Here is a 20,871-nt window from a genome sequence, read left to right on the forward strand (position 1 = left end):
ATTGTCAGTCCTGAAAGCGGGCGGGCTCTGCAGTCGATGATTGTAAAGAAATGCGACAAAGCGCCGCTCATCCACCGTTTGTCTTCTATATACAGCCGCTCGACTGAATTTCTTGCTATAAACGCACTCCGATGAGCGCCGTGAAGCGTGTGTCAGAGGGCTTTCCGGGCGTTGTCGGACAAATTCCCGGTATTTAGAGTTGCTGATGCCTCAAACGGGCCTTAGACTGCCGCCCCTTCGTAAATTGAGTGCCGGGTGGCGTTTGCAATAAACGATGCCTTTCCGATGACCGCAGGCGGTTCGCCGGAACGCTCCCAAATTCGCCTTAATGCACGTTTTTTATAGAGATATCAATGACAAAGGATAAGTTGCTGGCCATGCCGGCAGATGACTACATGAATGCCGAGCAACACGCTTTCTTCACCGAGCTGTTGCAGAACATGAAAGTCGAAACCCATGAGCGCATTGAGCAGAACCGTATTGCCATCGAGAGCTTGGATACCCCGGCCGACCCGGCGGACGCCGCCTCGGTGGAAGAAGAGCGCACCTGGCTGGTGAACGCGATCGATCGCGACCAGCGCATGCTGCCTCAGCTGGAACAAGCCCTTGAGCGTATCAAGGAAGACAGTTTTGGCTGGTGCGACGACAGCGGCGAGCCGATTGGCCTGAAACGTCTGCTCATCAGCCCGACCACCAAGTACTGCATCGAAGCTCAAGAGCGTCACGAGCAGATCGACAAGCACCAGCGTCAGGCCTGATTCCTGAGGCGACCGCTTTCAAAGCGGGTCGTCGCGAAAAGATCGCAGCCTTCTGCAGCTTTTTTAAAGCTGCAGAAGGCTGCGATCTTTGCTTTTTCTCGTCTGTCGCACACCCTCGCAGCGTTCCATTGACCTGCCACAGCCCCACGACTAACGGACCATGGATAATGGCCTTGTAGTGGCGTTTAATGCAGCCACAACAATGAAAACAAGCGTGGGGTAACAAAATGACGAGAGATGGATCTCTGGTTGCGGCTCTGCCAGCACCAGTTGTTTTGCCGAAGAATCGCTGGCTGACGCCAACCCTGCAAAGCATCGCCCTGATGCTGTTGCTGGCCGCAATGGCTCTGGGCGAATGGTCCTTGTATGTGGGCATGCCGTTGGCGGTGCTGATTGTCTGGCTACCGCGCCTGCGTTCCCGGGCAGTCCCCGAATCTCGACCGGTCGATGGCAGCAACGCGATGTCCGAGTTGACCCGCGACCTTTCCTTCACCACCAGTCATAACGCGCTTTCGGCTGCTGGCGTGGCGTTTTCTGTCAAGGAACTGGCTGGCCGGTTGCAGTCGCAACTCGATGCTGCCGCACAGATCGTCAATAACGCCGAAGTGATGATTGCCACTGAACAGGCGACTTCTCAACTCAGCCACGAAGCGCTGGGCGCCGCCAGCGAGGCCCATCACAGCAGCGCGGCGGGTCGGACCGAGCTGGTCGATTCCATTTCGCGCATGCATCTGCTCAGTCAGCGCGCCAGTGCCAGTCGTGAGCTGATCGAAGCCTTGAGCGAGCGAAGTGATGACATTCAGCGTGTGACGCTGGTGATTCAGTCCATTGCCAGTCAGACCAATCTTTTGGCGTTGAACGCCGCTATTGAAGCGGCCCGTGCCGGCGAGCACGGCCGCGGTTTTGCAGTGGTGGCGGATGAAGTGCGCGGCCTGGCAGCTCGTACGGCAACCGCCACCGGTGAAGTCGGCGAGATGGTCGCCGACATTCAGCAACGTACGGCGCAGGTGGTGGAGCAGATTCGCCAGCTCTCCGACGATCTGCATACTGGTGTCGAGCAGGTCGAGAGCACCGGCCAACACCTGGAGAACATTGCGCGGCTGACGGCCGGGGTTGAAACCCAGGTCGGCGAAATCGCCCGAGGTGCCGAGACCAATCGCGAACAGCTCGACAGCCTGTTCACGGCCATCGAGCAGATGCGAAGCGATCTGGCGATCAGCGATCAACAGACACGACGCCTGGCCGAGGCTGCGGTGCAGATGGAAGGACAGGCTGAAGTCATCAGTGAGCGTCTGGCCGAAGTCGGCCTGGATGACTATCACCAGCGCATCTACGATCTGGCGCGAGAAGGGGCTGCCCAGATTGCCGCGCGTTTCGAGACCGATGTCGAGCAAGGGCGGATCAGCCTTGAAGACTTGTTCGACCGTCAGTATCTGCCGATCCCGAACACCCAGCCCGCCAAGTTCCAGACTCGCTTCGACCGTTACACCGATCAGGTGCTTCCAGCGATTCAGGAACCCTTGCTGCCGCGACACGAAGGTCTGGTCTTTGCCATCGCCTGCACGCAACAGGGGTATGTGCCGACCCACAATCTGGCGTTCAGTCAGCCACTGACCGGCGATGTACAAACCGATACCGTGCACAACCGCACCAAACGCAAGTTTGCCGATCGCACCGGCATTCGCTGTGGCAGCCATCAACAACCGGTGCTGTTGCAGACTTACACCCGTGATACGGGCGAGCTGATGCACGATTTATCTGTTCCGATCATGGTCAAGGGGCGGCACTGGGGTGGGTTGCGACTGGGCTACCAACCAGAGAGTCCGCATTGACGCATTGTTGCCGGAACTGCAATTAAGCTGTGCACGGACATTGCTGTTTCCATTTGATTCAAATCATTAACATGCCTGCATAGTTAGGTAGCTAATGAAAAATCGGAGGACAGCATGCAATGCAGAGTCGATGTCGCGGTGATGATCGGCAGCGGCGTTCCAGCAGGGCTTCGCGCGATGGGGCAGAGTGTCTGCTGGGTCGTGCTGCTCAACGGCGAGCGGCGTGGCACGGCGTTTGCCAGTCGCGATGAGGCCGAGGAGTGCAGGGCTGCATGGCTCGCGCAACTGGGCGTCGAATCCTGTGACAGCCTGCACTGATCGTGATTACTTGCCCCGATGCAGGCGCACGTTCAACTCATCGACCATCACCGCTTCTTCACCATCGGCACGCAGCCACTCCTTGAGTAACTGCGCCTGTTGCGGATTCCAGAAGTCGGCGTCGATCAGTTTGGTATCGGCATCAAGCGGGTGGGCTTCGATGAAGTCGTCAATCGCGGTTTCCTCTGAGGGCAGCCCTAACTGATCGAACAGTGTTGTCAGGTTGTAGGCAGGCATTTCCATGGTGTACTCCTTGATAGTGGACGATCACTCTCATTATCTGAGGTACCCACCGGTCAGGAGTTCGATTCGCGATTCCAGTGAGCGGGCGAGAGCGCAGGCCGCGTTGTGATCTTCACGGAAACCTCTGACTAGTCCCGTTGACTTTTCTCTGATGTGAAAAAAGGCGTTGCCTGCCGGAATCACTTGAAACATGGGGCCCCGGCCGAGTGACACCGAGGCTGTGTCAGGGCCAGAACCTTGAGCATTCAGGACAAAGGGTTGTTCGCAAGCCACGGCAAAATGCGTCAAAGTGCACATATGAAGTCCTTTTCATGAGTTGACCCGCATTTACAGACGGTTGCGGGTAGTCGCGAGCAGCGTCGCTGCTCTAGAATCGCCAACACCTGTTGACGGCATGGCGTTATCTAAAGCAATTTTTTGCGTGCGATATGTCGGAAAAGTGCTTTTCTTGGTGAGCTTTTTCCCTAAAGTTTGTAGTCACCATTCTCTGGCCCGCCTCGCGGCGTTTTCCTTCAACATTTGGAGAACGTCTTTGCAGGTTTCGCGGGTGGCATTGCAGTAGTCTTGCCAGTCTCGCGCCGGATGAGCACTTCGTTCATTCCATTTTTCGGGTTCATCGCGCAACACCATCGGCCGGTCCGTTTTTATTGTCGTGGGCGTTATTCGCAGGCGGCACTCTTTCAAGTGTGGGGATGTTTCTTTGGCAGTCAGTAACCTCGATATGCATGCTTTGTTCGTGCTGGGTGATTTGCGGGCAAAGCTGGTCAAGCAGTTTCAGTCGCGTTTTGTTTACATCACCGAGCAAAACGCCGAAGGCATTTATGTTGCCGAAATCGACACCGAGAGTGCCTTGGTGGTCGATGACAAACCCGGCCTCAAGCTCAAGGTCGGTGATCATTTCAGCGCTTCGGTATTGCCCAGCCGTGAAGGCGGCAAGATGGACATCCGTTTTCGCGAAATCAAAATGACCGTGTACGGTCTGGGCGATTATGCCTTCGTCAGCACGGCCGACGGCCATGCCATCGTGTTCAAGGAAGGCCACTGCGCGGTCACCGTGTTCGCCGCCAATGAGCAATTGCAGGAAGGCCTGACCAAGACCCTCAAGGCCGTGACCGCCAAGGTCGCCAAGTGGCGCAAGGGCGAACTGGTGACCTTCAAGGCCAGCGAGTGACAGGTGTGAGCCGCGCCGATTTCCATTTGCAGAACCTCGACAGCGCTCGCGCCGAAGCCCGGCGCCTGTTCGATGCGAAAGCCGGATTGAAAGGCGCCTGGCTTGGTTGGGTCGCCTCGCAGATCTACACTTTGCAGCCTGCCGAATACGCCAGCATGGTCAGACGCGAGCTTCAACGCTTGCAGGAAATATCTGAAAAGTAGCCTTGTCCGAGGCTTGCCCCTGAAAAAGCAGGAACCTCGTCTACAGTCAGTTGACTGAGTATTCAGAGGCTGGCGGTCTTCTGTCAGGCCTTCCTGCTATTGCTGTGAACGGCACGAGGTGCAAAGCATGAACGGATTTCGACGGTTGCTGGCTGCAGGTCTGGCCACATTCGGTTTGTTGACAGTGGTGCCCGCGGTCAATGCCGCACAGGCGCCGATCCATTTCGCCGACCTGAACTGGGAAAGCGGCAGCCTGATCACCGACGTCCTGCGGATCATCGTGGAAAAAGGCTACGGGCTTCCCACCGACACATTGCCCGGCACGACCATCACTCTGGAAACCGCGCTCGCCAACAATGACATCCAGGTCATCGGTGAGGAGTGGGCCGGACGCAGCCCGGTGTGGGTCAAGGCCGAGGCTGAAGGCAAGGTCGCCAGCCTCGGTGATACGGTAAAAGGCGCCACCGAGGGATGGTGGGTGCCGGAATACGTGATCAAGGGTGATGCCGCCAAAGGCATCAAGCCGCTGGCGCCGGACCTGCGCAGTGTCAGTGATCTGAAGAAATACAAGGACGTGTTCAAGGATCCGGAAAACCCGAAAAAGGGACGGTTCCTCAACAGCCCGATCGGCTGGACATCGGAAGTGGTGAACAAGCAGAAGCTCACGGCCTATGGATTGCAGGATGACTTCACCAATTTCCGCAGTGGCTCCGGTGCGGCGCTGGATGCCGAAATCAGTTCGTCGATCCGCCGGGGCAAACCGGTGCTGTTCTACTACTGGTCGCCGACACCGCTGCTCGGCAAATTCAAACTGGTGCAGCTCGAAGAGCCGGCGTTCGATGCCGAAGCCTGGAAGACCCTGACCGACGCTGACAACCCCGATCCGAAACCGACCCGTTCCTTGGCGTCGAAGCTGTCGATCGGTGTGTCCGCACCCTTTCAGAAGCAGTATCCGGAAATCGTTGCGTTTTTCAGCAAGGTCGATTTTCCAATTGACGACCTGAACAAGGCGCTGGCCGAAATGAGCGAGAAGCACACACCGCCAAGGGACGCGGCGCAGGCGTTCATGAAGGCTCATCCGGATGTGTGGCAGGCGTGGCTGCCCAAGGATGTCGCGGACAAGGTTCAGGCAGGTTTATAGCAGTGCGGCGAGGGAGTTTGCTCCCTCGCCGCTGTGTTTCAGAATCGGGTTTGCACGGCCAGTTCAAAGGTGCGTGGCGTGCCCAGGTAGTACGCCGGCGACACATGGGCGAACTCGGCATACACCTCGTTCGTCAGGTTGCGCACGCGACCGGTGACGGTGGTATGCGAGTCGACCCTGTAGCTGAGGAAACTGCCAAACAACGTATATGACGGCACGGTCAGGGTGTTGGCATTGTCCGCATACACCGACGCCACATACCGCGCATCGACCCCGCCTTGCCATTGTGGTGAGAAGTCATAGGTCAGCCACAGATTGCCGACCCGGTCGGGGACGTTGGTCGGCGTGTTGCCCTTGCGTGAAACCACCACACCGGCGGCGTTCTTTTCGTTGAAGTCATCGTACCGGGCGTCGACCCAGGCGAAATTGCCTTCGGCCAGCAGCTTGTCGGTGATCCGCAGGGAACTGGCAATCTCGATGCCCTTCGATGTCTGCTGACCGACTGGAATGCTGTTGGTCGGATCCAGCGGATCGGTTACGGCAAAGTCCTTGCGCTCGATGGTGTAGGCGGCCACCGTCGCCGAGCCGCGTCCGTTCAGGTAGTCGAACTTGCTGCCGATTTCCCATTGCTTGCCTGTTGAAACATCGAAATCCTGAGTGCCATTGGGTTGCTCGGCGGCGGTGCTGTATTGCACATAAACGTTGGCGGACGGAATGAACTGATACGTCAGGCCGACACGCCCGGTGACCGGTTCCCAGCTGCGCTTGAGATGACGCGGGTTGCTTGAGGTCACCGTGCGATGGTTGGTGACATCGAGGTCGATATCGTCATAGCGCAGGCCGGTGAGCAGCGAGAGTTTGTCGGTCAGTGCCAGACGGTTTTCAGCGAACAACGCCCTGGTGGTGACCTCATTGGTCTTGTCGCTGACAAAACCCGGTTTCGTGCCCGGTATGTCATAGAAGTGTCCAGGGCGGTAGCTGTTCGGATCCACGGTGCTCGCACCTTTGACATTGAGCGGGGAGTTGGTGGTCTGGTTGACCTTGTACTCGAATCCGCCGGACCAGGTGGTATCCAGGCCGAACAACGTGTTGTCGTGGCGCAGTTCGAACTGATTGCCATCCTGCTCACCCTGATGCCGAACCTGATAGGCGGTGGAGCGGTTCACGGCACTGTTGTCGGCGTTGTACTGGTAGGTTTCGAGGTTGCGGTAGTCGCGCTGGCTGTCCAAGTGATAAAGCGTGTTGCGCAGGGTTGTGCTGTCGTTGATCCGGTAATCGATGATCGAGCGCATCCAGATTGTCCGCTGCTCATAGCGACCGTCCTCGACGTTGTAGTTGTTGAAGCGGTTGTGGCGGTCGATCTTCAATTCGCCAGCCTTGGGATTGAGCACCGGGGTGCCCCAGTAGGGGCTGTCTTCGTGTTCGTCCTGATATTCGAAGGCCAGGGTGTGCGACAGGCTTGGCGTCAGGTCGCTGAGCAACGAGAACGCCATGCTCCAGGCATCGCGTTCCTGGCGGTCGATGTAGCCGTTGCTGGTGTTGTGGCTGATGTCGAAACGCGCGTAATGCTGCACGTCGGCGCCGGGCTGGCTCAGGGCGTGATTGAGGCCGAATGCGGTTTCAGCGGTGTCATATGTGCCGTAGCTGACCCGGCCTTCGGCGGCCTGCTCGTCGCGGGTGGCCAGTTTGGTCACGTAGTTCAGCGAACCGCCGACCGAGCCTGCACCGTTGATCAGCGACGACGGGCCACCGACCAGTTCCACCCGGTCATAAATCCACGAGTCCACGGGGCGTGCCAGCCCGCCGGAGACGTTGACGCCATTGAACATCTGGGTGATCTGGCTGCTGGTGAAACCCCGATAGGACACGAAACCGCCGAAACCCGGCGGCGCACTGGCGTTGACACCGGGCAGGGTGTTCGCAGCGTCCTGGAAGTTCTGCGCGCCGTGGCGCTCGATGTCATTGCGGTTGGCGATGGCCACCGAGGCCGGGGTGGCGCGTACGCTCAGGCCGAGACGCGAAGCCATGCCGCTGGACTGGTCGAGGCTCAGACCCGGTTCGGCGGTGGACTCGCCATCAATGGTGATTGGTGCCAGATCCACGGCGGATTGCGCCCAGGCGTTGACGGACAGGCAGCCGCACAGGCTCGCCAGCAAGGTAAGTTGTTTCATCGTTTGAATCCTGAATGCTTGTCTAGGAGTCAGCGCACAGACGAACGCCGCGCGTTGGCGCAGTGAGCTGACAAATCAAAAAAGGCAAAGGCACTCAGGCGAGCGGCGGAGCGCGAGGATTGGCCGAAGGCCAGGTGAAGCGGGCAGGGAGGTCGGTGCTGACGATGGCCGGCAGCGGCGGACTGTGATGTTCCGGCAGGATCGCCAGTGTCAGGCTGGAGTTGAACGCCGGGCCCATGCCGCCGGTGGAACACAGTGGACAGCCGAACGCCTTGGCCAGGGTCGGCAGTTTCTCTTCGGAAGGACTGGAAGTCAGAGGCGCCTGGGTGCCCGGATCGATGGCACAGAACTGGCCGCCGATACCATTGAGCTGCATGCCGACCATTTGCCCGTGACCGATGCTGCAGGCGAACACGTTGAACAGGACGCAGCAATAGAGCATCCAGGCCAGCAGTGAGCGATCGGAACGGGTGAATTTCATGGGGCGGCACTTTACCGCACCGCCGACCGGTCGTGCACATGGAAAAATGCCGACTAGGATGTTTTGTTCAAATCCCTGAAAAGGATTCTCGACCATGACCTTTGTGTTGGCTCAATGGCTGGTGACGATATTTGCGGCGATCAGCCTGATGCATGTGTATTGGGCGATGGGTGGGCAGTGGGCGACCGTGGCGGTGATACCGCAGGTTCCCGTGGAAAACGGTGGGCAGACCCTCAGGCCGGCATTCAAACCATCAGGCTGGATCACGCTGGTGGTGGCGGTGGCGCTGCTGCTGATTGCCGCACTGGTGTGCATGAGAGTGGGCTGGTGGTTTTCGCCAGTGCATCACTGGGCGTTGCAGTGGGTCATCAGCGCAATTGCGCTGCTGATGTTTGCGAGGGCGATCGGCGATTCGGAACTGGTGGGTTTTTTCAAGGAAGTGAAGGGGTCGCGATTTGCCCGGCTCGACACCTGGGTCTACTCACCTTTGTGTCTGATATTGGGAGCCGGGCTGTTGGCCGTCGCCTGGATCTAGTTGCCGCTCTCGGTGCGTCGGCTGCTGACTTCGGCCGGCACATCGTCCCCGGCCATGCGTTTGCGGAACAGCGCCGCCCGGGCCAGCAGTAGGGTGGTCACCGGTACCGTGATCGACAGCAGGACCGGGATCAGCCAGGCGTGCAGCACAGGTCCGGACTTGAGCGCGGAAAAACAGATGATCGACGCCAGGGCCACGCACCACGCGCCGAGAGTCGAGGCCAATGCCGGCGGATGCATGCGCTGGAAGTAGTCCTTCATTCGCACCAGGCCGACTGCACCGCTCAGGGCAAACAGGCCGCTGAGCACCAGCAGGATCGCCACCGGGATTTCCACCCACAGAGACAATTCAGCGTTCATTCGATCACCTCGCCACGCAACAGGAATTTCGCCAGGGCAAACGAGCCGACGAAACCGAACAGCGCGATCAGCAGCGCCGCTTCGAAATAGGTATCGCTGGAGTAGCGAATTCCCAGGGTCAGCATCATCAACATGGCGACGATGTACAGGTAGTCCAGCGCCAATACCCGATCCTGTGCCGATGGCCCTTTGAACAGGCGAATCAGCGTGAGCACCATCGCCAGGGAAAACAGGAAAAGCGTCAGCACAATGGCGTTCGACAGCAGCGGGCTCATTCGAAAATCTCCATCAACGGTCGCTCGTACGTGGTCTTGAAGTGCTGGATGAATTGCGCCTCGTCATCCAGATCCCAGACGTGCATCAACAGAATGCTGCGATCCAGCGCCAGTTCCGACCAGACTGTGCCGGGCACGACCGTGCAGATCATCGACAACGCCGCCAGGCCATGGGCATCGCGCAGATCCAGCGGCACCTTGACGAAACGCGAGCGAGGCTGGCGACGACCGGCATTGAGCACACCCCAGGCCACCGCCAGATTGGAAACCAACACGTCACGCCCGACCATCAGGATCAGGCGCAGAATCACCCCTGGACGGCGGATGTGAATACGTTGCGGGCGCAGTTTGCGCATCATCAGTGGCGCGCAGAAACCCAATGCCGCCCCCAATAGCAGGTTGCCGGGGCTGATTGACAGGTTCAACACCAGCCACAGCAACCACAATGCAAGCGACAGCCACGGAGCAGGGAACAGGCGCCTCATGGTTGCACCTCCAGCAGCGCAGCCTTGGCTTCAGGGCCTGGAACGGCGCGGGTGCCGAGCACCGCCAACACGTATTGCTGCGGATTGTTCAATGCGTCTGCTGCGGCCTGGGTGTAACGCAGCAGCGGTTCAGCCTTGAAGGTCAGGGCGATGCTCAGGCCGAGCAGCAGGAAAACCGGCGTGCACTCGAGTTTGCGCAGGACCGGTGACGGGCGTTCTTCCGGTGACCAGAAGCGCTGGATGCCCAGTCGCGAGAAGGCCATCAACGAGCCGAGGCCGGTGAGGATCAGCAGTGCCAGCAAGCCCCAGGCCGCCATCGAAACCGGCTCTCCGGCACCCAGACCCAGCGGGTTGAGCAGGGCGCCGATCAGGCTCAGCTTGCCGATGAATCCCGACAATGGCGGCATGCCGACGATCAGCAGCGCACAGGCGATGAAGCTCAGACCGAGGAACGCCATGGTCCAGGGAATCACCTGACCGACCACGGCTTTCTGCTCATCGTCCAGGTTGATGCCCTTGACCGGTGGCTCCCACTGTTGCGGACGCGGAAGCAACTCGTTTTCGTCTTCCAGTGGCACTTCGATGGCGGTTCGCGAACGTTCGATCAGTTCCGCCAGTAAAAACAGTGCGCTCAGGGCCAGGGTCGAGCTGACCAGATAGAACAGCGCTGCGCCAATGAGGTTCGGCTGGGCGAAGCCCACTGCCGATAACAGAATCCCCGCCGACACCAGAATGCTCAGGCTGGCCATGCGTTCCAGGCGTTGCGCGGCGATGATCGCCACGCCGGCGCAGAGCATGGTCGCCATGCCGCCATAGATCAGCCAGTCGCCGCCGAAATACGCCGAGGCGCCGGCCTGCCCGGAGAACAGCAGCGTCCACAGGCGCAGCAAGGTGTAGACCCCGACCTTGGTCATGATCGCGAACATCGCCGCCACCGGAGCACTGGCGGAAGCGTAGGCCGGCACCAGCCAGAAGTTCAGTGGCCACATTCCGGCCTTGGCCAGGAATGCCACCGCCAGGATGGCCGCGCCGGCATGCAGCAGGCCTCGGTCGGCGTCCGGCACCAGCGGAATCTTCATGGCCAGGTCAGCCATGTTCAACGTGCCGGTGACGCCGTAAATCAATGCCGCGCCGATCAGGAACAGCGAAGAGGCCAGCAGGTTGATCGAAATGTAATGCAGCCCCGACGACACCCGCGCCCGGCCCGAGCCGTGGAGCAGCAAGCCGTAGGACGCCGCGAGCAGCACTTCGAAGAACACGAACAGGTTGAACAGGTCCGCCGTCAGGAACGCGCCGTACAGGCCCATCAACTGAATCTGGAACAGCGCATGGAAGCTTGAGCCTGCGCCATCCCAGCGGGCCATGGCGAACAGCAGGGCGCTGACGCCGATGATGCCGGTCAGCACCAGCATCAATGCCGACAGGCGATCGACCACCAGGACGATGCCGAACGGCACTTGCCAGTTGCCCGGCAGGTAGACGCCAATGGAGCCGGGCACGCCGGTGGTCTGGGTCCATTGCAGCAACAGCAGGGAAATCACCAGCCCCAGCAGGCTGGAAAACAGGTTGATCTTTGCCTTCAGCGGACGGTGTTTTTCGCCGAGCATCAACATGATGGCAGCCGTCAGCAGCGGCAGCAGGATCGGCGCAGCGACCAGGTGCGTCATCGCCGTCATTCCCTGGGCTCCCGGCCGTCCACATGGTCGGTGCCGGTCAGGCCCCGCGAAGCGAGCAGTACCACCAGAAACAACGCGGTCATGGCGAAGCTGATGACGATCGCCGTCAACACCAGCGCCTGAGGCAGAGGGTCGGTGTAATTGAGCAGATCCTGCGGCACACCGTCCTTGATGATCGGTTCCTTGCCGATGAACAGGCTGCCCATGCTGAAGATGAACAGGTTGACGCCGTATGACAGCAGGCACAGGCCCATGACCACCTGAAACGTCCGCGGACGCAGGATCAGCCAGACGCCGGAGGCGGCGAGCACTCCGATGGCGATTGCGATGACTTCTTCCATCAGACGGCTCCTTTGATGGCAGCGGTTTTGTGGCCCCGGACCGATTGGTGGGCGAGGGCGGTGAGGATCAACAGCGTCGAACCGACCACCACTGCGTATACGCCAATATCGAAGAAAAGCGCGCTGGCGATATGAATGTCACCCAGTACCGGCACGCTGAAATGCCAGGTGTGCGTGGTGAGGAACGGATAACCCGCCAGCATCGCGCCGAGGCCGGTGACCGTGGCGAACAGCAGCCCGGTGCCCATCCAGCGCAGCGGTCGCAGGCTCATTTGCGCCTCGACCCACTGGGTGCCGGCGACCATGTATTGCAGGATGAACGCCACTGACATCACCAGGCCGGCGACAAATCCGCCGCCCGGCTGGTTGTGCCCGCGCATGAACAGATAGAACGACACCACCAGCGCTACCGGCAGCAGCAGGCGCACCAGCACCGCCGGCACCATCATGAAACCGAGTGCGGTGTCGCTGGCCGAACGCGGGTTGACCAGATCAGTCACCACGTCCGGCGCCAGCAGGCGTTGCTGGGCGGGCAGTTGCAGGCTTTCTTTCGGCGGACGGAAGCGGCGCAGCAGGGCGAACACGGTCAGCGCCACGGCCACCAGCACGGTAATTTCGCCGAGGGTGTCGAAACCACGGAAGTCCACCAGCATTACGTTGACCACGTTGCCGCCGCCGCCTTCAGGCAAGGCGCGACTCAGATAGAACGAGGAAATGTCGTTCGGGGTCTGCCGGGTCAGCATCGCATAGGACAGCAGCGCCATGCCCCCGCCGACGGCAATCGACAGCAGCAGGTCGCGCAGACGCCGAACCCGCGCCTTGCGCAGACTGCTCGGTAATGGCGAAACCTCTTCGATGCGTCGTGGCAGCCAGCGCAGGCCGAGCAGGATCAGCACTGTGGTCACCACCTCGACCACCAGTTGCGTCAGGGCCAGATCCGGTGCCGAGAACCAGACGAAGGTCACGCAGGTCATCAGACCGCAAACACTGACCATGGTCAGGGCGGCGAGACGGTGATATTTGGCCTGCCATGCGGCGCCGAGTGCGCAGGCGATTGCCAGCAGCCACAGGGTCACAAACACGATGGAACCGGGGATCTTCGGACGGTCGCCCCAGCTCAGGCTGCTGTGCAGCATCGGAATCAGCCCGGCGAGCACCGCCGCCAGGACCATCAGGAACAGCTGGGTTTGCAGGCGCCGGGTGCCGATCCGCGGCTCCAGCCGCCGGGCCAGACGCATCATCGCTACCAGACTTCGTTCGAACAGACGCTTGCCGTTGAAGCGTCCCACCAGCGGCGGGAACTTGAAGCGGCCGCGCTTGAACTGATTGCGCAGCAACAGGTAGACGACGATGCCGCCGGACATGGCGATCAGGCTCATGATCATCGGTGCGTTGAACCCGTGCCAGATCGCCAGACTGTATTGCGGCAGCGCACCACCCACCACCGGCAATGCGGCGGCGGCCAGCAACGGGCCGACGATCTGGGCCGGGAAAATTCCGACCAGCAGGCAGGTGAATACCAGCAGTTCAACCGGTGCGCGCATCCAGCGCGGCGGTTCGTGCGGGGTGTGCGGCAAATCGGTGGCGGTCGGGCCGAAGAACACGTCGACGGTGAAGCGCAGCGAGTATGCAACGCTGAACGTGCCGGCGATGGTCGCCACGATCGGCAGGGTTGCTTCAACCCACGCAGTGGCGTTGATGAAGACGGTTTCGGCGAAGAACATTTCTTTCGACAGGAAACCATTGAGCAACGGCACGCCGGCCATGGAGGCGCTGGCCACCATCGCCAGGGTGGCGGTGAACGGAATCAGTTTGAACAGGCCGTTGAGCTTGCGGATGTCGCGGGTGCCGCTTTCGTGGTCGATGATCCCGGCGGCCATGAACAGCGAAGCCTTGAACGTCGCATGGTTGAGAATGTGGAACACCGCCGCGACTGCTGCCAGCGGGCTGTTCAGGCCCAGAAGCAGAGTGATCAGGCCGAGGTGGCTGATGGTCGAATAGGCCAGCAGACCCTTGAGATCGTTCTGGAACATTGCGCAGTAGGCGCCAAGCAACAGCGTGGCGGCGCCAGCGCCGCTGACGATGTAGAACCATTCTTCACTGCCGGACAGTGACGGCCATAACCGGGCGAGCAGGAACACCCCGGCCTTGACCATGGTCGCCGAGTGCAGGTAAGCCGAAACCGGCGTCGGCGCCGCCATGGCGTGGGGCAGCCAGAAGTGGAAGGGAAACTGCGCACTTTTGCTGAGGGCGCCGATGAGAATGAGGGGAAGCAGGATGGGGTAGAGGGCATGTGCACGAATCAGATCGCCGGCGGCCAGGACCTTGTCCAGGTCATAGCTGCCGACGACATGGCCGAGGATCATGACCCCCGCCAGCAGACACAACCCTCCCGCACCGGTGACCATCAGCGCCATGTAGGCGCCACGCCGGGCGTCGTGGCGGTGGTGCCAATAGCCGATCAACAAAAACGAGAAAAGGCTGGTCAGCTCCCAGAAGAACACGATCTGGATCAGGTTGCCGGAAATCACCAGCCCGAGCATGGCGCCCATGAACGCCAGAAAGAACGCGAAGAAGCGCGGCACCGGATCGTCCGGCGACATGTAATAACGGGCATACAGCGAAACGAGGGTGCCGATGCCCAGCACCAGCATCGAGAACAGCCAGGCGAAACCGTCCATGCGCAGGACGAAGTTCAGTCCGAGGCTGGGCAGCCAGTTGAACTCTTCACGAATCACGCCGCCGTGGGCGATTTGCGGGTACAGCATGGCGACAGCAACGGTGCCGATCAAGGCGACCAGACCTGCCAACACGGATTCGGCGTTACGTGCGTTGTGCGGCAGCACCGCGGCCACACAGCTGCCCAGAAAAGGCAGAAGCAGTAGAACTATCAGGGACATAGGCTTCTAATCTGCGGAAGTTTGTGAAGCATCATACGTGCCAGCTCCCGGATCGCCAAACGCGAGGATGTCTCTGAATCCTACAAAATAGCCGCAAAATCCTCGTTCAGCCTTCTGTCTCGTGCTCGAAAGCTTCTGTGACCGGTTGTGTTTCTTTGCCCTTGGTCTTCAGCTCACTGACAATCACTGCCGCCACGATCAGCCCCGCACCGACCAAGGCAATGGCTGGCAGGCGCTCGCCGGCAATCCGCCCGGCGATTCCCGCCCATACCGGCTCGCCAGCGTAGATCAATGTAGCCCGAGTGGGAGAAACGCTTTTCTGCGCCCAGTTCATGGCCACTTGAATGGCTGCACTCATCGCGCCCAAACCAAGTGCAGTACTCAGCAGCAGCCAGGAAAAGTCCGGGATCGCCTCGCCGGTCGGTACCACCATCAGAAATGCCAACGCCGAGGTCGTCGCCAGTTGCACCACCGTCACCCGGCGTACATCGACCTGGCCCGCATAGGTGCTGATCAGGATGATCTCCGCCGCTATGGCGATGGCGCTGATCAGTGTGGCGATTTCACCAGGACTGAAGTTCAACGATGCGCCAGAGGGCCCCGACAGCAGCATCAACCCGGTAAACGCCAACATGATGCCGATGCTCGGCATCAAGCCGGGACGCCGGCCCAGCACCAGCCATTGCAGCAGCGGTACGAACGGCACGTACAGCGCCGTGATGAACGCCGACTGACTGCTCGGAATACTCTGCAAGCCTACGGTCTGCAAGCCATAACCGAGCAGGATGGCCACGCCGATGAAGGCTCCCGCCTTGAATTCGAACAAGGTCAGTTCGCGCAAGTGTTTCCAGGAAAACAACGCCACGATGCTCGCCGCTGCGGCAAAGCGCAGGCCGACAAAAAACATCGGGCCACTGACGGTCATGGCGTGTTGCACCAGCAGAAAAGTGCCGCCCCAAAGCATGGTGATCAGCACGAGTACGCACTCGGCTTTGCTGAACCGGGAAAACCGCAGGGGCGTTTGAGGGGAACTGGCTGACGTCATGATCTTGCACACTTTTGAAGAGGGGACGCACAATGCGCCAAATGTTGCGCAGTATACTGCCCAACCTCAACCAGTGAGCAATATAGTGCACAAAGATTCCGTTCAACGGGCTTCGGTTCTGCAGCACGTCAGCCAGAACGTCCGACGCCTGCGCCACGCGGCCGACATGAGCCAGACGACTCTCGCGGAAAAGTCCGGGGTCAGTCGGCGCATGCTGGTGGCCATCGAAGCCGGCGAAAAAAACGTCAGCCTGACCACGCTTGACCGGGTGGCCGAAGCCCTGGACGTGGCCTTCAGCGATCTCATCCAGGCTCCGGACAACCGCGATCCGGGTCGTATCAACGAACTGGCCTGGGCCGGCAGCATTCCCGGCAGCAAAGCGGTTCTGCTGTCCAAGGCCAGCGCCACCCGCGCAGTGGAGCAGTGGGAATGGTGCCTGCAACCGGGCGAGGTCTATCCTTCCCAACCGGACGCCGACGGCTGGAGCGAGCAGATTTTCGTGTTCGAGGGCTGCCTGACCCTGATGCTTGGCGACCAGCCGCAGCACATCGCCGCCGGGGAGTTTTTCATGTTCGCCAGCAATCAGCCGCACACCTATCGCAACGATGGGGACGTCGCGGCGCGTTTCGTGCGTAATGTGGTGATCTGACTGTTGCAGGGTCGACAGCGGGTAAACAGTTTGTACTGTTCTGCGTGCGGGATATTTTAAGTTTGTTTTTCAACTTGTTGATAAATAACAAAAAAACTATTCAGGCATGACTCCTGCTTTTGGTTCTGGATCCTCATCCGGAACCACGGAGTCGCCTCACATGACCGCTTCAACTCAAACCACTGAACGCCTCCTGAAAATCGGGAGTGCTTTCTGATGCCCCGCGAAATCCGTCTCAACGCCTTTGACATGAACTGCGTCGGCCATCAGTCACCGGGCCTGTGGGCGCATCCGCGTGACCGTTCCTGGCAATACAAGGATCTGGAGTACTGGACCGATCTGGCGAAAATCCTCGAGCGCGGCAAATTCGATGGTTTGTTCATCGCCGACGTGCTGGGCATCTACGACGTGTACAACGGCAACGGCGAGGCGGCGATCCGCCAGGCGGCCCAGGTGCCGGTCAACGACCCGCTGCAACTGATCCCGCCGATGGCGCTGGTGAGCGAGCATCTGGGTTTCGGTCTGACCGCTTCGTTATCCTTCGAGCATCCGTATCCGTTCGCCCGACGCCTGTCGACTCTCGATCACCTGACCAAGGGCCGTGCCGGCTGGAATATCGTTACCTCTTATCTGGAAAGCGGCGCGAAAAACATCGGCCAGCAAGCCCAGACCGAACACGACGCGCGTTACGACTTTGCCGAGGAGTACCTGGAGGTCTGCTACAAACTGTGGGAGGGCAGTTGGGAAGAGGGAGCGATCTTGCGGGACCGCGAGCGGCGAATCTTCAGCGATCCGGGCAAGATCCACGAGATTCGTCACCACGGAAAACATTTCCAGGTACCGGGCATTCACCTCTGTGAACCGTCGCCGCAGCGCACGCCGGTGCTCTATCAGGCCGGGGCGTCCAGCCGGGGCAAGCAGTTTGCCGCCGAGCATGCCGAGTGTGTGTTTGTCGCCGCGCCGTCGAAAGTGCTGCTCAAGAAAACCGTAGCCGACATCCGCCGCCGCGCCGCGGAGGCCGGGCGCGATCCGTCGAAGATCCTGATCTTCAACCTGCAAACCGTGATCCTCGGCGAGACCGATGCCAAGGCCAAAGCCAAATTCGAGGACTACAAATCCTGGGTCAGCTACGAGGGTGCAATGGCGCTGATCTCCGGCTGGACCGGCATCGATTTCAGCCGTTTCAAACCGGACGAACCGCTCAAGCACGTGCATACCAACGCGATTCAGTCGGCGGTCGAGGCGTTTTCGACAGCGGACCCGAACAAGGTCTGGACTCCGAATGAACTGGCTGACTGGGTCGGCATCGGCGGTTTCGGCCCGTTGTTCGTCGGCAGTCCGGAAACGGTGGCGGATCTGTTGCAGGAGTGGGTCGATGAAACCGACGTCGACGGTTTCAACCTGGCTTATGCGCTGACCCACGAAACCTTCATCGACGTCGTGGAATTGCTGGTGCCGGAATTGCAGAAACGCGGCGTCTACAAGACCGAATATGCGCCGGGGACATTGCGCGAGAAACTGTTTGGCGAGGGGCCGAGGTTGCCGGAGATTCATCCGGGCAGCGGTTATCGAAACCTGGGCGAATTGCATCGGCAGGAGAAAAAGGTCGCGTCTGTCTAGACTCGTTCGCGGTGTCTGCACGACACTGCTTCGAGCAAACCCTCAGCAGCGAGAACGGCATGACTCAAACCGATACGACCGCCATCCGTCACGCCGACATCCTGATTGTCGGCGGCGGCCTCAGCGGTACGATGCTGGCGGTGCAATTGCTGCGCCTGCCGGGACGGCGAAAGATTCTGGTGGTCGAGCCCAGGGCTGAACTGGGCCGGGGCGAAGCGTACAGTGCGGTGGAACTGGGTCATACGCTCAACGGCAATGCAGCGCGGATGAGCGTCGACCCGGACAATGCCGATGACCTGACTCAGTGGCTGACCGAGCACATTGCCGGCGGCGGTTGGCCGGAATCGGATCAGCAGCATGTGCCGGTCAGTGAATTGTTTCCGCCACGGGGGCTGTTCGGTGTCTACGTGCAGCAGCGACTGGTCGAAGCGCAACAGTTGGGGGCGCAGCAGGGTTCGACCGTCGAGCATGTGTGCGCTGAGGTGGTCGATATTCGGACATCAAATGATTCTGTGCTGCTGACCTTGAGTGAGGGCCAGCAATTGCGGGGGCCCTACGCGGTTCTGGCCACGGGCATGTTTCCGGCCGCCCGCACGCCGCAAATGCAATCCAGCGGTCTCAACGCTGCCGCGCTGGATCCCTGGGACGTAAGCGCCATGCGTCAGCTCGATCCGCATTCCACGGTGCTGATCATCGGCTCCGGCCTGACCATGGTCGATGCGGTTGTGTCGCTGGAGCAGGCCGGGCATCGCGGGCCGATAGAAGTGTTTTCCCGACATGGATTATTGCCTCATGTGCGACGGCAGCCTCCGGCCTGGGTGGATTTCCTCGCCGAGGATCACAATATCCGCACACCACGCCAGTTAATGCGCGAATTGCGCCGGCAGTGCAAAGACGCAATCGCCCAAGGTATCGACTGGCAGGCGCCGCTGGACACGGTTCGGGCGCATATCGGGCGGCTGTGGAGTCGGGCCAGTGACGCACAACGTCGGCAGTTCGTGCGTCATGTGCGACCGTGGTGGGAGAGTCATCACCATCGTTCGCCGCCGCTCAGCGCCGAGCTGGTCGAGCGTTTGTACAGGCAAGGGCGGCTGCGTATTCAGGCAGCGTCCTATAAAGGACTTGAACCTGCTTCGGGCGCTGGCGTGAGTATTCGCATTCGTCCTCGGGGTGAACAACAAACCTGCGTGGTGCGCGGCGCAGCGCTGATCAATTCCAGCGGTATCGAATACGACTGGCGCAGGGTCGACCGGCCATTGCCACAGCAATTGTTGGCATGTGGCCTGGTACAACCGGGGCCATTGGCGCTGGGGATTGCGGCGACGGTTGACGGTGCGGTGCTGGATGCGCAGGGAAAAGTGTCACAACGACTGTTCGCGATGGGCCCGCCACTGAGAGGGATGTGGTGGGAAAGTACCGCGGTGACCGATGTTGCGTTGCAGGCCAAGGCGCTGGCGGCGCGTTTGGCGACTCACTCGTCGTAACCGAATCCGGAGTCGTTCAGCGCGACGTAAAGAGACTGGTCTGCATTGCCTCCGGCCTCACGGCCAATATTGACGGTGTCTACATTCAGCGCGCCGGACTGGCCGACACCGCTCATGACGACAGCATGCCCATGGGCGTTGGCAATGGCGGCGGAGGTGCCACCGATCAGGGCGACGATAAACCCAAGGGCAATGAAATCTTTCATGGGGCTGTACCCGAACAGGGGAGGTGGATGGTTGCCACTTTAAGGCGGCCGGCGCCAGAAGAATAAACACCTTTTCAGATAGTCGTTATCAAAGATCTTGATGCGTGATCAGCGTGGCAAGGTATTGGTCAGCCAGCGCTGGCGCATTTGCTCCAGACGACCGTCGGCTCGCAATGTGTCCAGTGCTTGCTGCCAGCGTGCGACCTGTTTCGGATTGGTCTGGCGGGAGAACGCGATGTAGGTGTCCCGCTTCATCAGCGGAATCTGATACAGAAGGCGCCCCGGCTCCATGCCTTGCTCGCGGGCGAGGGCGGCGCTGGACAGCGTGTCGGAGACGACGAAGTCGGTTCGCCCGAGACTGAACAGACGCATCATCTGTTCAGGTGTTTCCACGCCGTAGAGATTGGTCAGATCCTGTTCCTGCAAATAGCTGTAGACCAGCCATTTGCGCGGCACGGTAATGCGGCCCAGGTGGTCCGCCTCACGCAGGCTGTGTACCCGTGGCTGAAAATTGTCGTGGGCATACAGCGCGGTTTCCACTTCGATCAGCGGCCCGACCCATTGATAACGGTCGTCGCGCTCGTCGGTGCGCAGCACGGTGAATACCCCGGTGTCGGGAGTGTCGCTGGCCATGCGCAGGGCGCGCAGCAGCGGCACTTGTTGCAGATGAATGCGATCGCCGGTCTGTGCCGCCAGGGCTTGCACCACATCCACGCCATAACCGACCAGGCGGTCACCCTGCATGAAGTGCAAAGGAGGATGGTAGTCGGTGAGCAGTTGCAGGTCTGCCGCATTGGCCGTCAGGGCCAGAAGAGACAACAGGCAGGCGGCAAAACGTTTCATGGATCGTCCCTGAAAATTCAATCGCCCAGCTTAGTACGCGCGCGCGGTGGCTGTCGTGGGAAATCAGCGGGGCTTTTGTGTCAGAGAACAGGGCGGTTTGGTAGTGTCGATGAGCCATGAGGGAGCGAGCTCACT

At 60.2% G+C, this 20,871-nt stretch carries 23 protein-coding genes; 10 read left to right on the top strand and 13 right to left on the bottom strand.

All coding sequences use genetic code 11. The features are described 5' to 3' along the window. Positions 1-353 precede the first annotated feature (353 nt). The 3 genes from ACK6BI_RS08795 (at position 354) to ACK6BI_RS08805 (ending at position 2,908) form a co-directional block, all read left to right on the top strand. The gene (locus tag ACK6BI_RS08795; RefSeq protein ID WP_065260998.1) at positions 354-758 is read left to right on the top strand and encodes a TraR/DksA family transcriptional regulator; all 405 of its coding nucleotides are present in this window, start codon (positions 354-356) and stop codon (positions 756-758) included. A 608-nt stretch (positions 759-1,366) separates the two neighbouring features. Next, positions 1,367-2,590 carry a methyl-accepting chemotaxis protein gene (locus ACK6BI_RS08800; RefSeq protein WP_409316882.1) on the top strand — a complete coding sequence of 408 codons (1,224 nt, stop codon included), beginning with the start codon at positions 1,367-1,369 and terminating at the stop codon, positions 2,588-2,590. A gap of 114 nt (positions 2,591-2,704) precedes the next feature. After that, positions 2,705-2,908, top strand: a complete 204-nt coding sequence (locus tag ACK6BI_RS08805) for a hypothetical protein (RefSeq protein ID WP_409316761.1) — start codon at positions 2,705-2,707, stop codon at positions 2,906-2,908. A 6-nt stretch (positions 2,909-2,914) separates the two neighbouring features. On the opposite strand, the gene ACK6BI_RS08810 is transcribed toward ACK6BI_RS08805, so the two are convergent. Both ACK6BI_RS08810 and ACK6BI_RS08815 read right to left on the bottom strand, forming a co-directional pair. Beyond that, on the bottom strand, positions 2,915-3,151 hold the full coding sequence (locus ACK6BI_RS08810; RefSeq protein WP_260519884.1) for a DUF2789 domain-containing protein: 237 nt from the start codon (positions 3,149-3,151) through the stop codon (positions 2,915-2,917). 33 nt (positions 3,152-3,184) lie between these two features. Next, positions 3,185-3,448, bottom strand: a complete 264-nt coding sequence (locus ACK6BI_RS08815; RefSeq protein ID WP_409316762.1) for a hypothetical protein — start codon at positions 3,446-3,448, stop codon at positions 3,185-3,187. Positions 3,449-3,872: 424 nt separating this feature from the next. Here ACK6BI_RS08815 and ACK6BI_RS08820 point away from each other — a divergent pair, with 424 nt between their 5' ends. The 3 genes from ACK6BI_RS08820 (at position 3,873) to ACK6BI_RS08830 (ending at position 5,666) form a co-directional block, all read left to right on the top strand. Next, a complete protein-coding gene (locus ACK6BI_RS08820; protein ID WP_409316763.1) occupies positions 3,873-4,322 on the top strand; it encodes a hypothetical protein in 450 nt (149 codons plus the stop codon). 5 nt (positions 4,323-4,327) lie between these two features. Beyond that, positions 4,328-4,525: a hypothetical protein gene (locus tag ACK6BI_RS08825; RefSeq protein ID WP_409316764.1), complete on the top strand. Its 198-nt coding sequence runs from the start codon at positions 4,328-4,330 to the stop codon at positions 4,523-4,525. A 127-nt stretch (positions 4,526-4,652) separates the two neighbouring features. Continuing rightward, on the top strand, positions 4,653-5,666 hold the full coding sequence (locus ACK6BI_RS08830) for an ABC transporter substrate-binding protein (protein WP_409316765.1): 1,014 nt from the start codon (positions 4,653-4,655) through the stop codon (positions 5,664-5,666). Positions 5,667-5,704: 38 nt separating this feature from the next. On the opposite strand, the gene ACK6BI_RS08835 is transcribed toward ACK6BI_RS08830, so the two are convergent. Then, positions 5,705-7,837 (bottom strand): TonB-dependent receptor, encoded by a 2,133-nt coding sequence (locus tag ACK6BI_RS08835; RefSeq protein ID WP_409316766.1) that lies wholly within the window; start codon positions 7,835-7,837, stop codon positions 5,705-5,707. A 94-nt stretch (positions 7,838-7,931) separates the two neighbouring features. Next, positions 7,932-8,318: a DUF2946 domain-containing protein gene (locus ACK6BI_RS08840; RefSeq protein ID WP_409316767.1), complete on the bottom strand. Its 387-nt coding sequence runs from the start codon at positions 8,316-8,318 to the stop codon at positions 7,932-7,934. Positions 8,319-8,412: 94 nt separating this feature from the next. On the opposite strand from ACK6BI_RS08840, the gene ACK6BI_RS08845 reads away from it, so the two are divergent. Then, entirely contained in the window at positions 8,413-8,853 is a 441-nt protein-coding gene (locus ACK6BI_RS08845) for a DUF3995 domain-containing protein (RefSeq protein WP_065259755.1), read from the top strand. Here the strand turns inward: ACK6BI_RS08845 and ACK6BI_RS08850 are convergent. The 7 genes from ACK6BI_RS08850 to ACK6BI_RS08880 all read right to left on the bottom strand — a co-directional run bounded on the left by ACK6BI_RS08850 (position 8,850) and on the right by ACK6BI_RS08880 (position 15,934). Further along, a complete protein-coding gene (locus ACK6BI_RS08850) occupies positions 8,850-9,212 on the bottom strand; it encodes a Na+/H+ antiporter subunit G (protein ID WP_409316768.1) in 363 nt (120 codons plus the stop codon). The two genes, ACK6BI_RS08845 and ACK6BI_RS08850, sit on opposite strands and share 4 nt — an antisense overlap. Beyond that, positions 9,209-9,487 (bottom strand): K+/H+ antiporter subunit F, encoded by a 279-nt coding sequence (locus tag ACK6BI_RS08855; RefSeq protein ID WP_409316769.1) that lies wholly within the window; start codon positions 9,485-9,487, stop codon positions 9,209-9,211. The genes ACK6BI_RS08850 and ACK6BI_RS08855 overlap by 4 nt, the downstream gene beginning before the upstream one ends. Beyond that, complete coding sequence (locus ACK6BI_RS08860; RefSeq protein WP_409316770.1) at positions 9,484-9,972, bottom strand: Na+/H+ antiporter subunit E; 489 nt, start codon at positions 9,970-9,972, stop codon at positions 9,484-9,486. The genes ACK6BI_RS08855 and ACK6BI_RS08860 overlap by 4 nt, the downstream gene beginning before the upstream one ends. Beyond that, a complete protein-coding gene (locus ACK6BI_RS08865) occupies positions 9,969-11,648 on the bottom strand; it encodes a monovalent cation/H+ antiporter subunit D (RefSeq protein WP_409316771.1) in 1,680 nt (559 codons plus the stop codon). Before ACK6BI_RS08865 ends, ACK6BI_RS08860 begins: the two co-directional genes overlap by 4 nt. Then, on the bottom strand, positions 11,645-11,989 hold the full coding sequence (locus ACK6BI_RS08870) for a Na+/H+ antiporter subunit C (RefSeq protein ID WP_057007546.1): 345 nt from the start codon (positions 11,987-11,989) through the stop codon (positions 11,645-11,647). The genes ACK6BI_RS08865 and ACK6BI_RS08870 overlap by 4 nt, the downstream gene beginning before the upstream one ends. Then, positions 11,989-14,889 carry a monovalent cation/H+ antiporter subunit A gene (locus ACK6BI_RS08875; RefSeq protein WP_409316772.1) on the bottom strand — a complete coding sequence of 967 codons (2,901 nt, stop codon included), beginning with the start codon at positions 14,887-14,889 and terminating at the stop codon, positions 11,989-11,991. Before ACK6BI_RS08875 ends, ACK6BI_RS08870 begins: the two co-directional genes overlap by 1 nt. A gap of 106 nt (positions 14,890-14,995) precedes the next feature. Beyond that, positions 14,996-15,934, bottom strand: a complete 939-nt coding sequence (locus ACK6BI_RS08880; RefSeq protein WP_409316773.1) for a DMT family transporter — start codon at positions 15,932-15,934, stop codon at positions 14,996-14,998. A gap of 85 nt (positions 15,935-16,019) precedes the next feature. Here ACK6BI_RS08880 and ACK6BI_RS08885 point away from each other — a divergent pair, with 85 nt between their 5' ends. The 3 genes from ACK6BI_RS08885 (at position 16,020) to ACK6BI_RS08895 (ending at position 19,687) form a co-directional block, all read left to right on the top strand. Beyond that, the gene (locus ACK6BI_RS08885) at positions 16,020-16,583 is read left to right on the top strand and encodes a helix-turn-helix domain-containing protein (RefSeq protein WP_260519873.1); all 564 of its coding nucleotides are present in this window, start codon (positions 16,020-16,022) and stop codon (positions 16,581-16,583) included. Positions 16,584-16,799: 216 nt separating this feature from the next. After that, the gene (locus ACK6BI_RS08890; protein WP_409316774.1) at positions 16,800-18,203 is read left to right on the top strand and encodes an LLM class flavin-dependent oxidoreductase; all 1,404 of its coding nucleotides are present in this window, start codon (positions 16,800-16,802) and stop codon (positions 18,201-18,203) included. 59 nt (positions 18,204-18,262) lie between these two features. Then, positions 18,263-19,687 carry an FAD/NAD(P)-binding protein gene (locus ACK6BI_RS08895; protein WP_409316775.1) on the top strand — a complete coding sequence of 475 codons (1,425 nt, stop codon included), beginning with the start codon at positions 18,263-18,265 and terminating at the stop codon, positions 19,685-19,687. Here the strand turns inward: ACK6BI_RS08895 and ACK6BI_RS08900 are convergent. Together ACK6BI_RS08900 and ACK6BI_RS08905 are read right to left on the bottom strand one after the other, a co-directional pair. Beyond that, entirely contained in the window at positions 19,675-19,893 is a 219-nt protein-coding gene (locus ACK6BI_RS08900) for a hypothetical protein (RefSeq protein ID WP_409316776.1), read from the bottom strand. The two genes, ACK6BI_RS08895 and ACK6BI_RS08900, sit on opposite strands and share 13 nt — an antisense overlap. A gap of 108 nt (positions 19,894-20,001) precedes the next feature. Further along, the gene (locus ACK6BI_RS08905; protein WP_409316777.1) at positions 20,002-20,736 is read right to left on the bottom strand and encodes a substrate-binding periplasmic protein; all 735 of its coding nucleotides are present in this window, start codon (positions 20,734-20,736) and stop codon (positions 20,002-20,004) included. Between the last annotated feature and the right edge of the window lie 135 nt (positions 20,737-20,871).

It is taken from the genome of Pseudomonas sp. KCJK9016 (genome assembly GCF_046231795.1).
GTDB lineage: Bacteria > Pseudomonadota > Gammaproteobacteria > Pseudomonadales > Pseudomonadaceae > Aquipseudomonas > Aquipseudomonas bananamidigenes.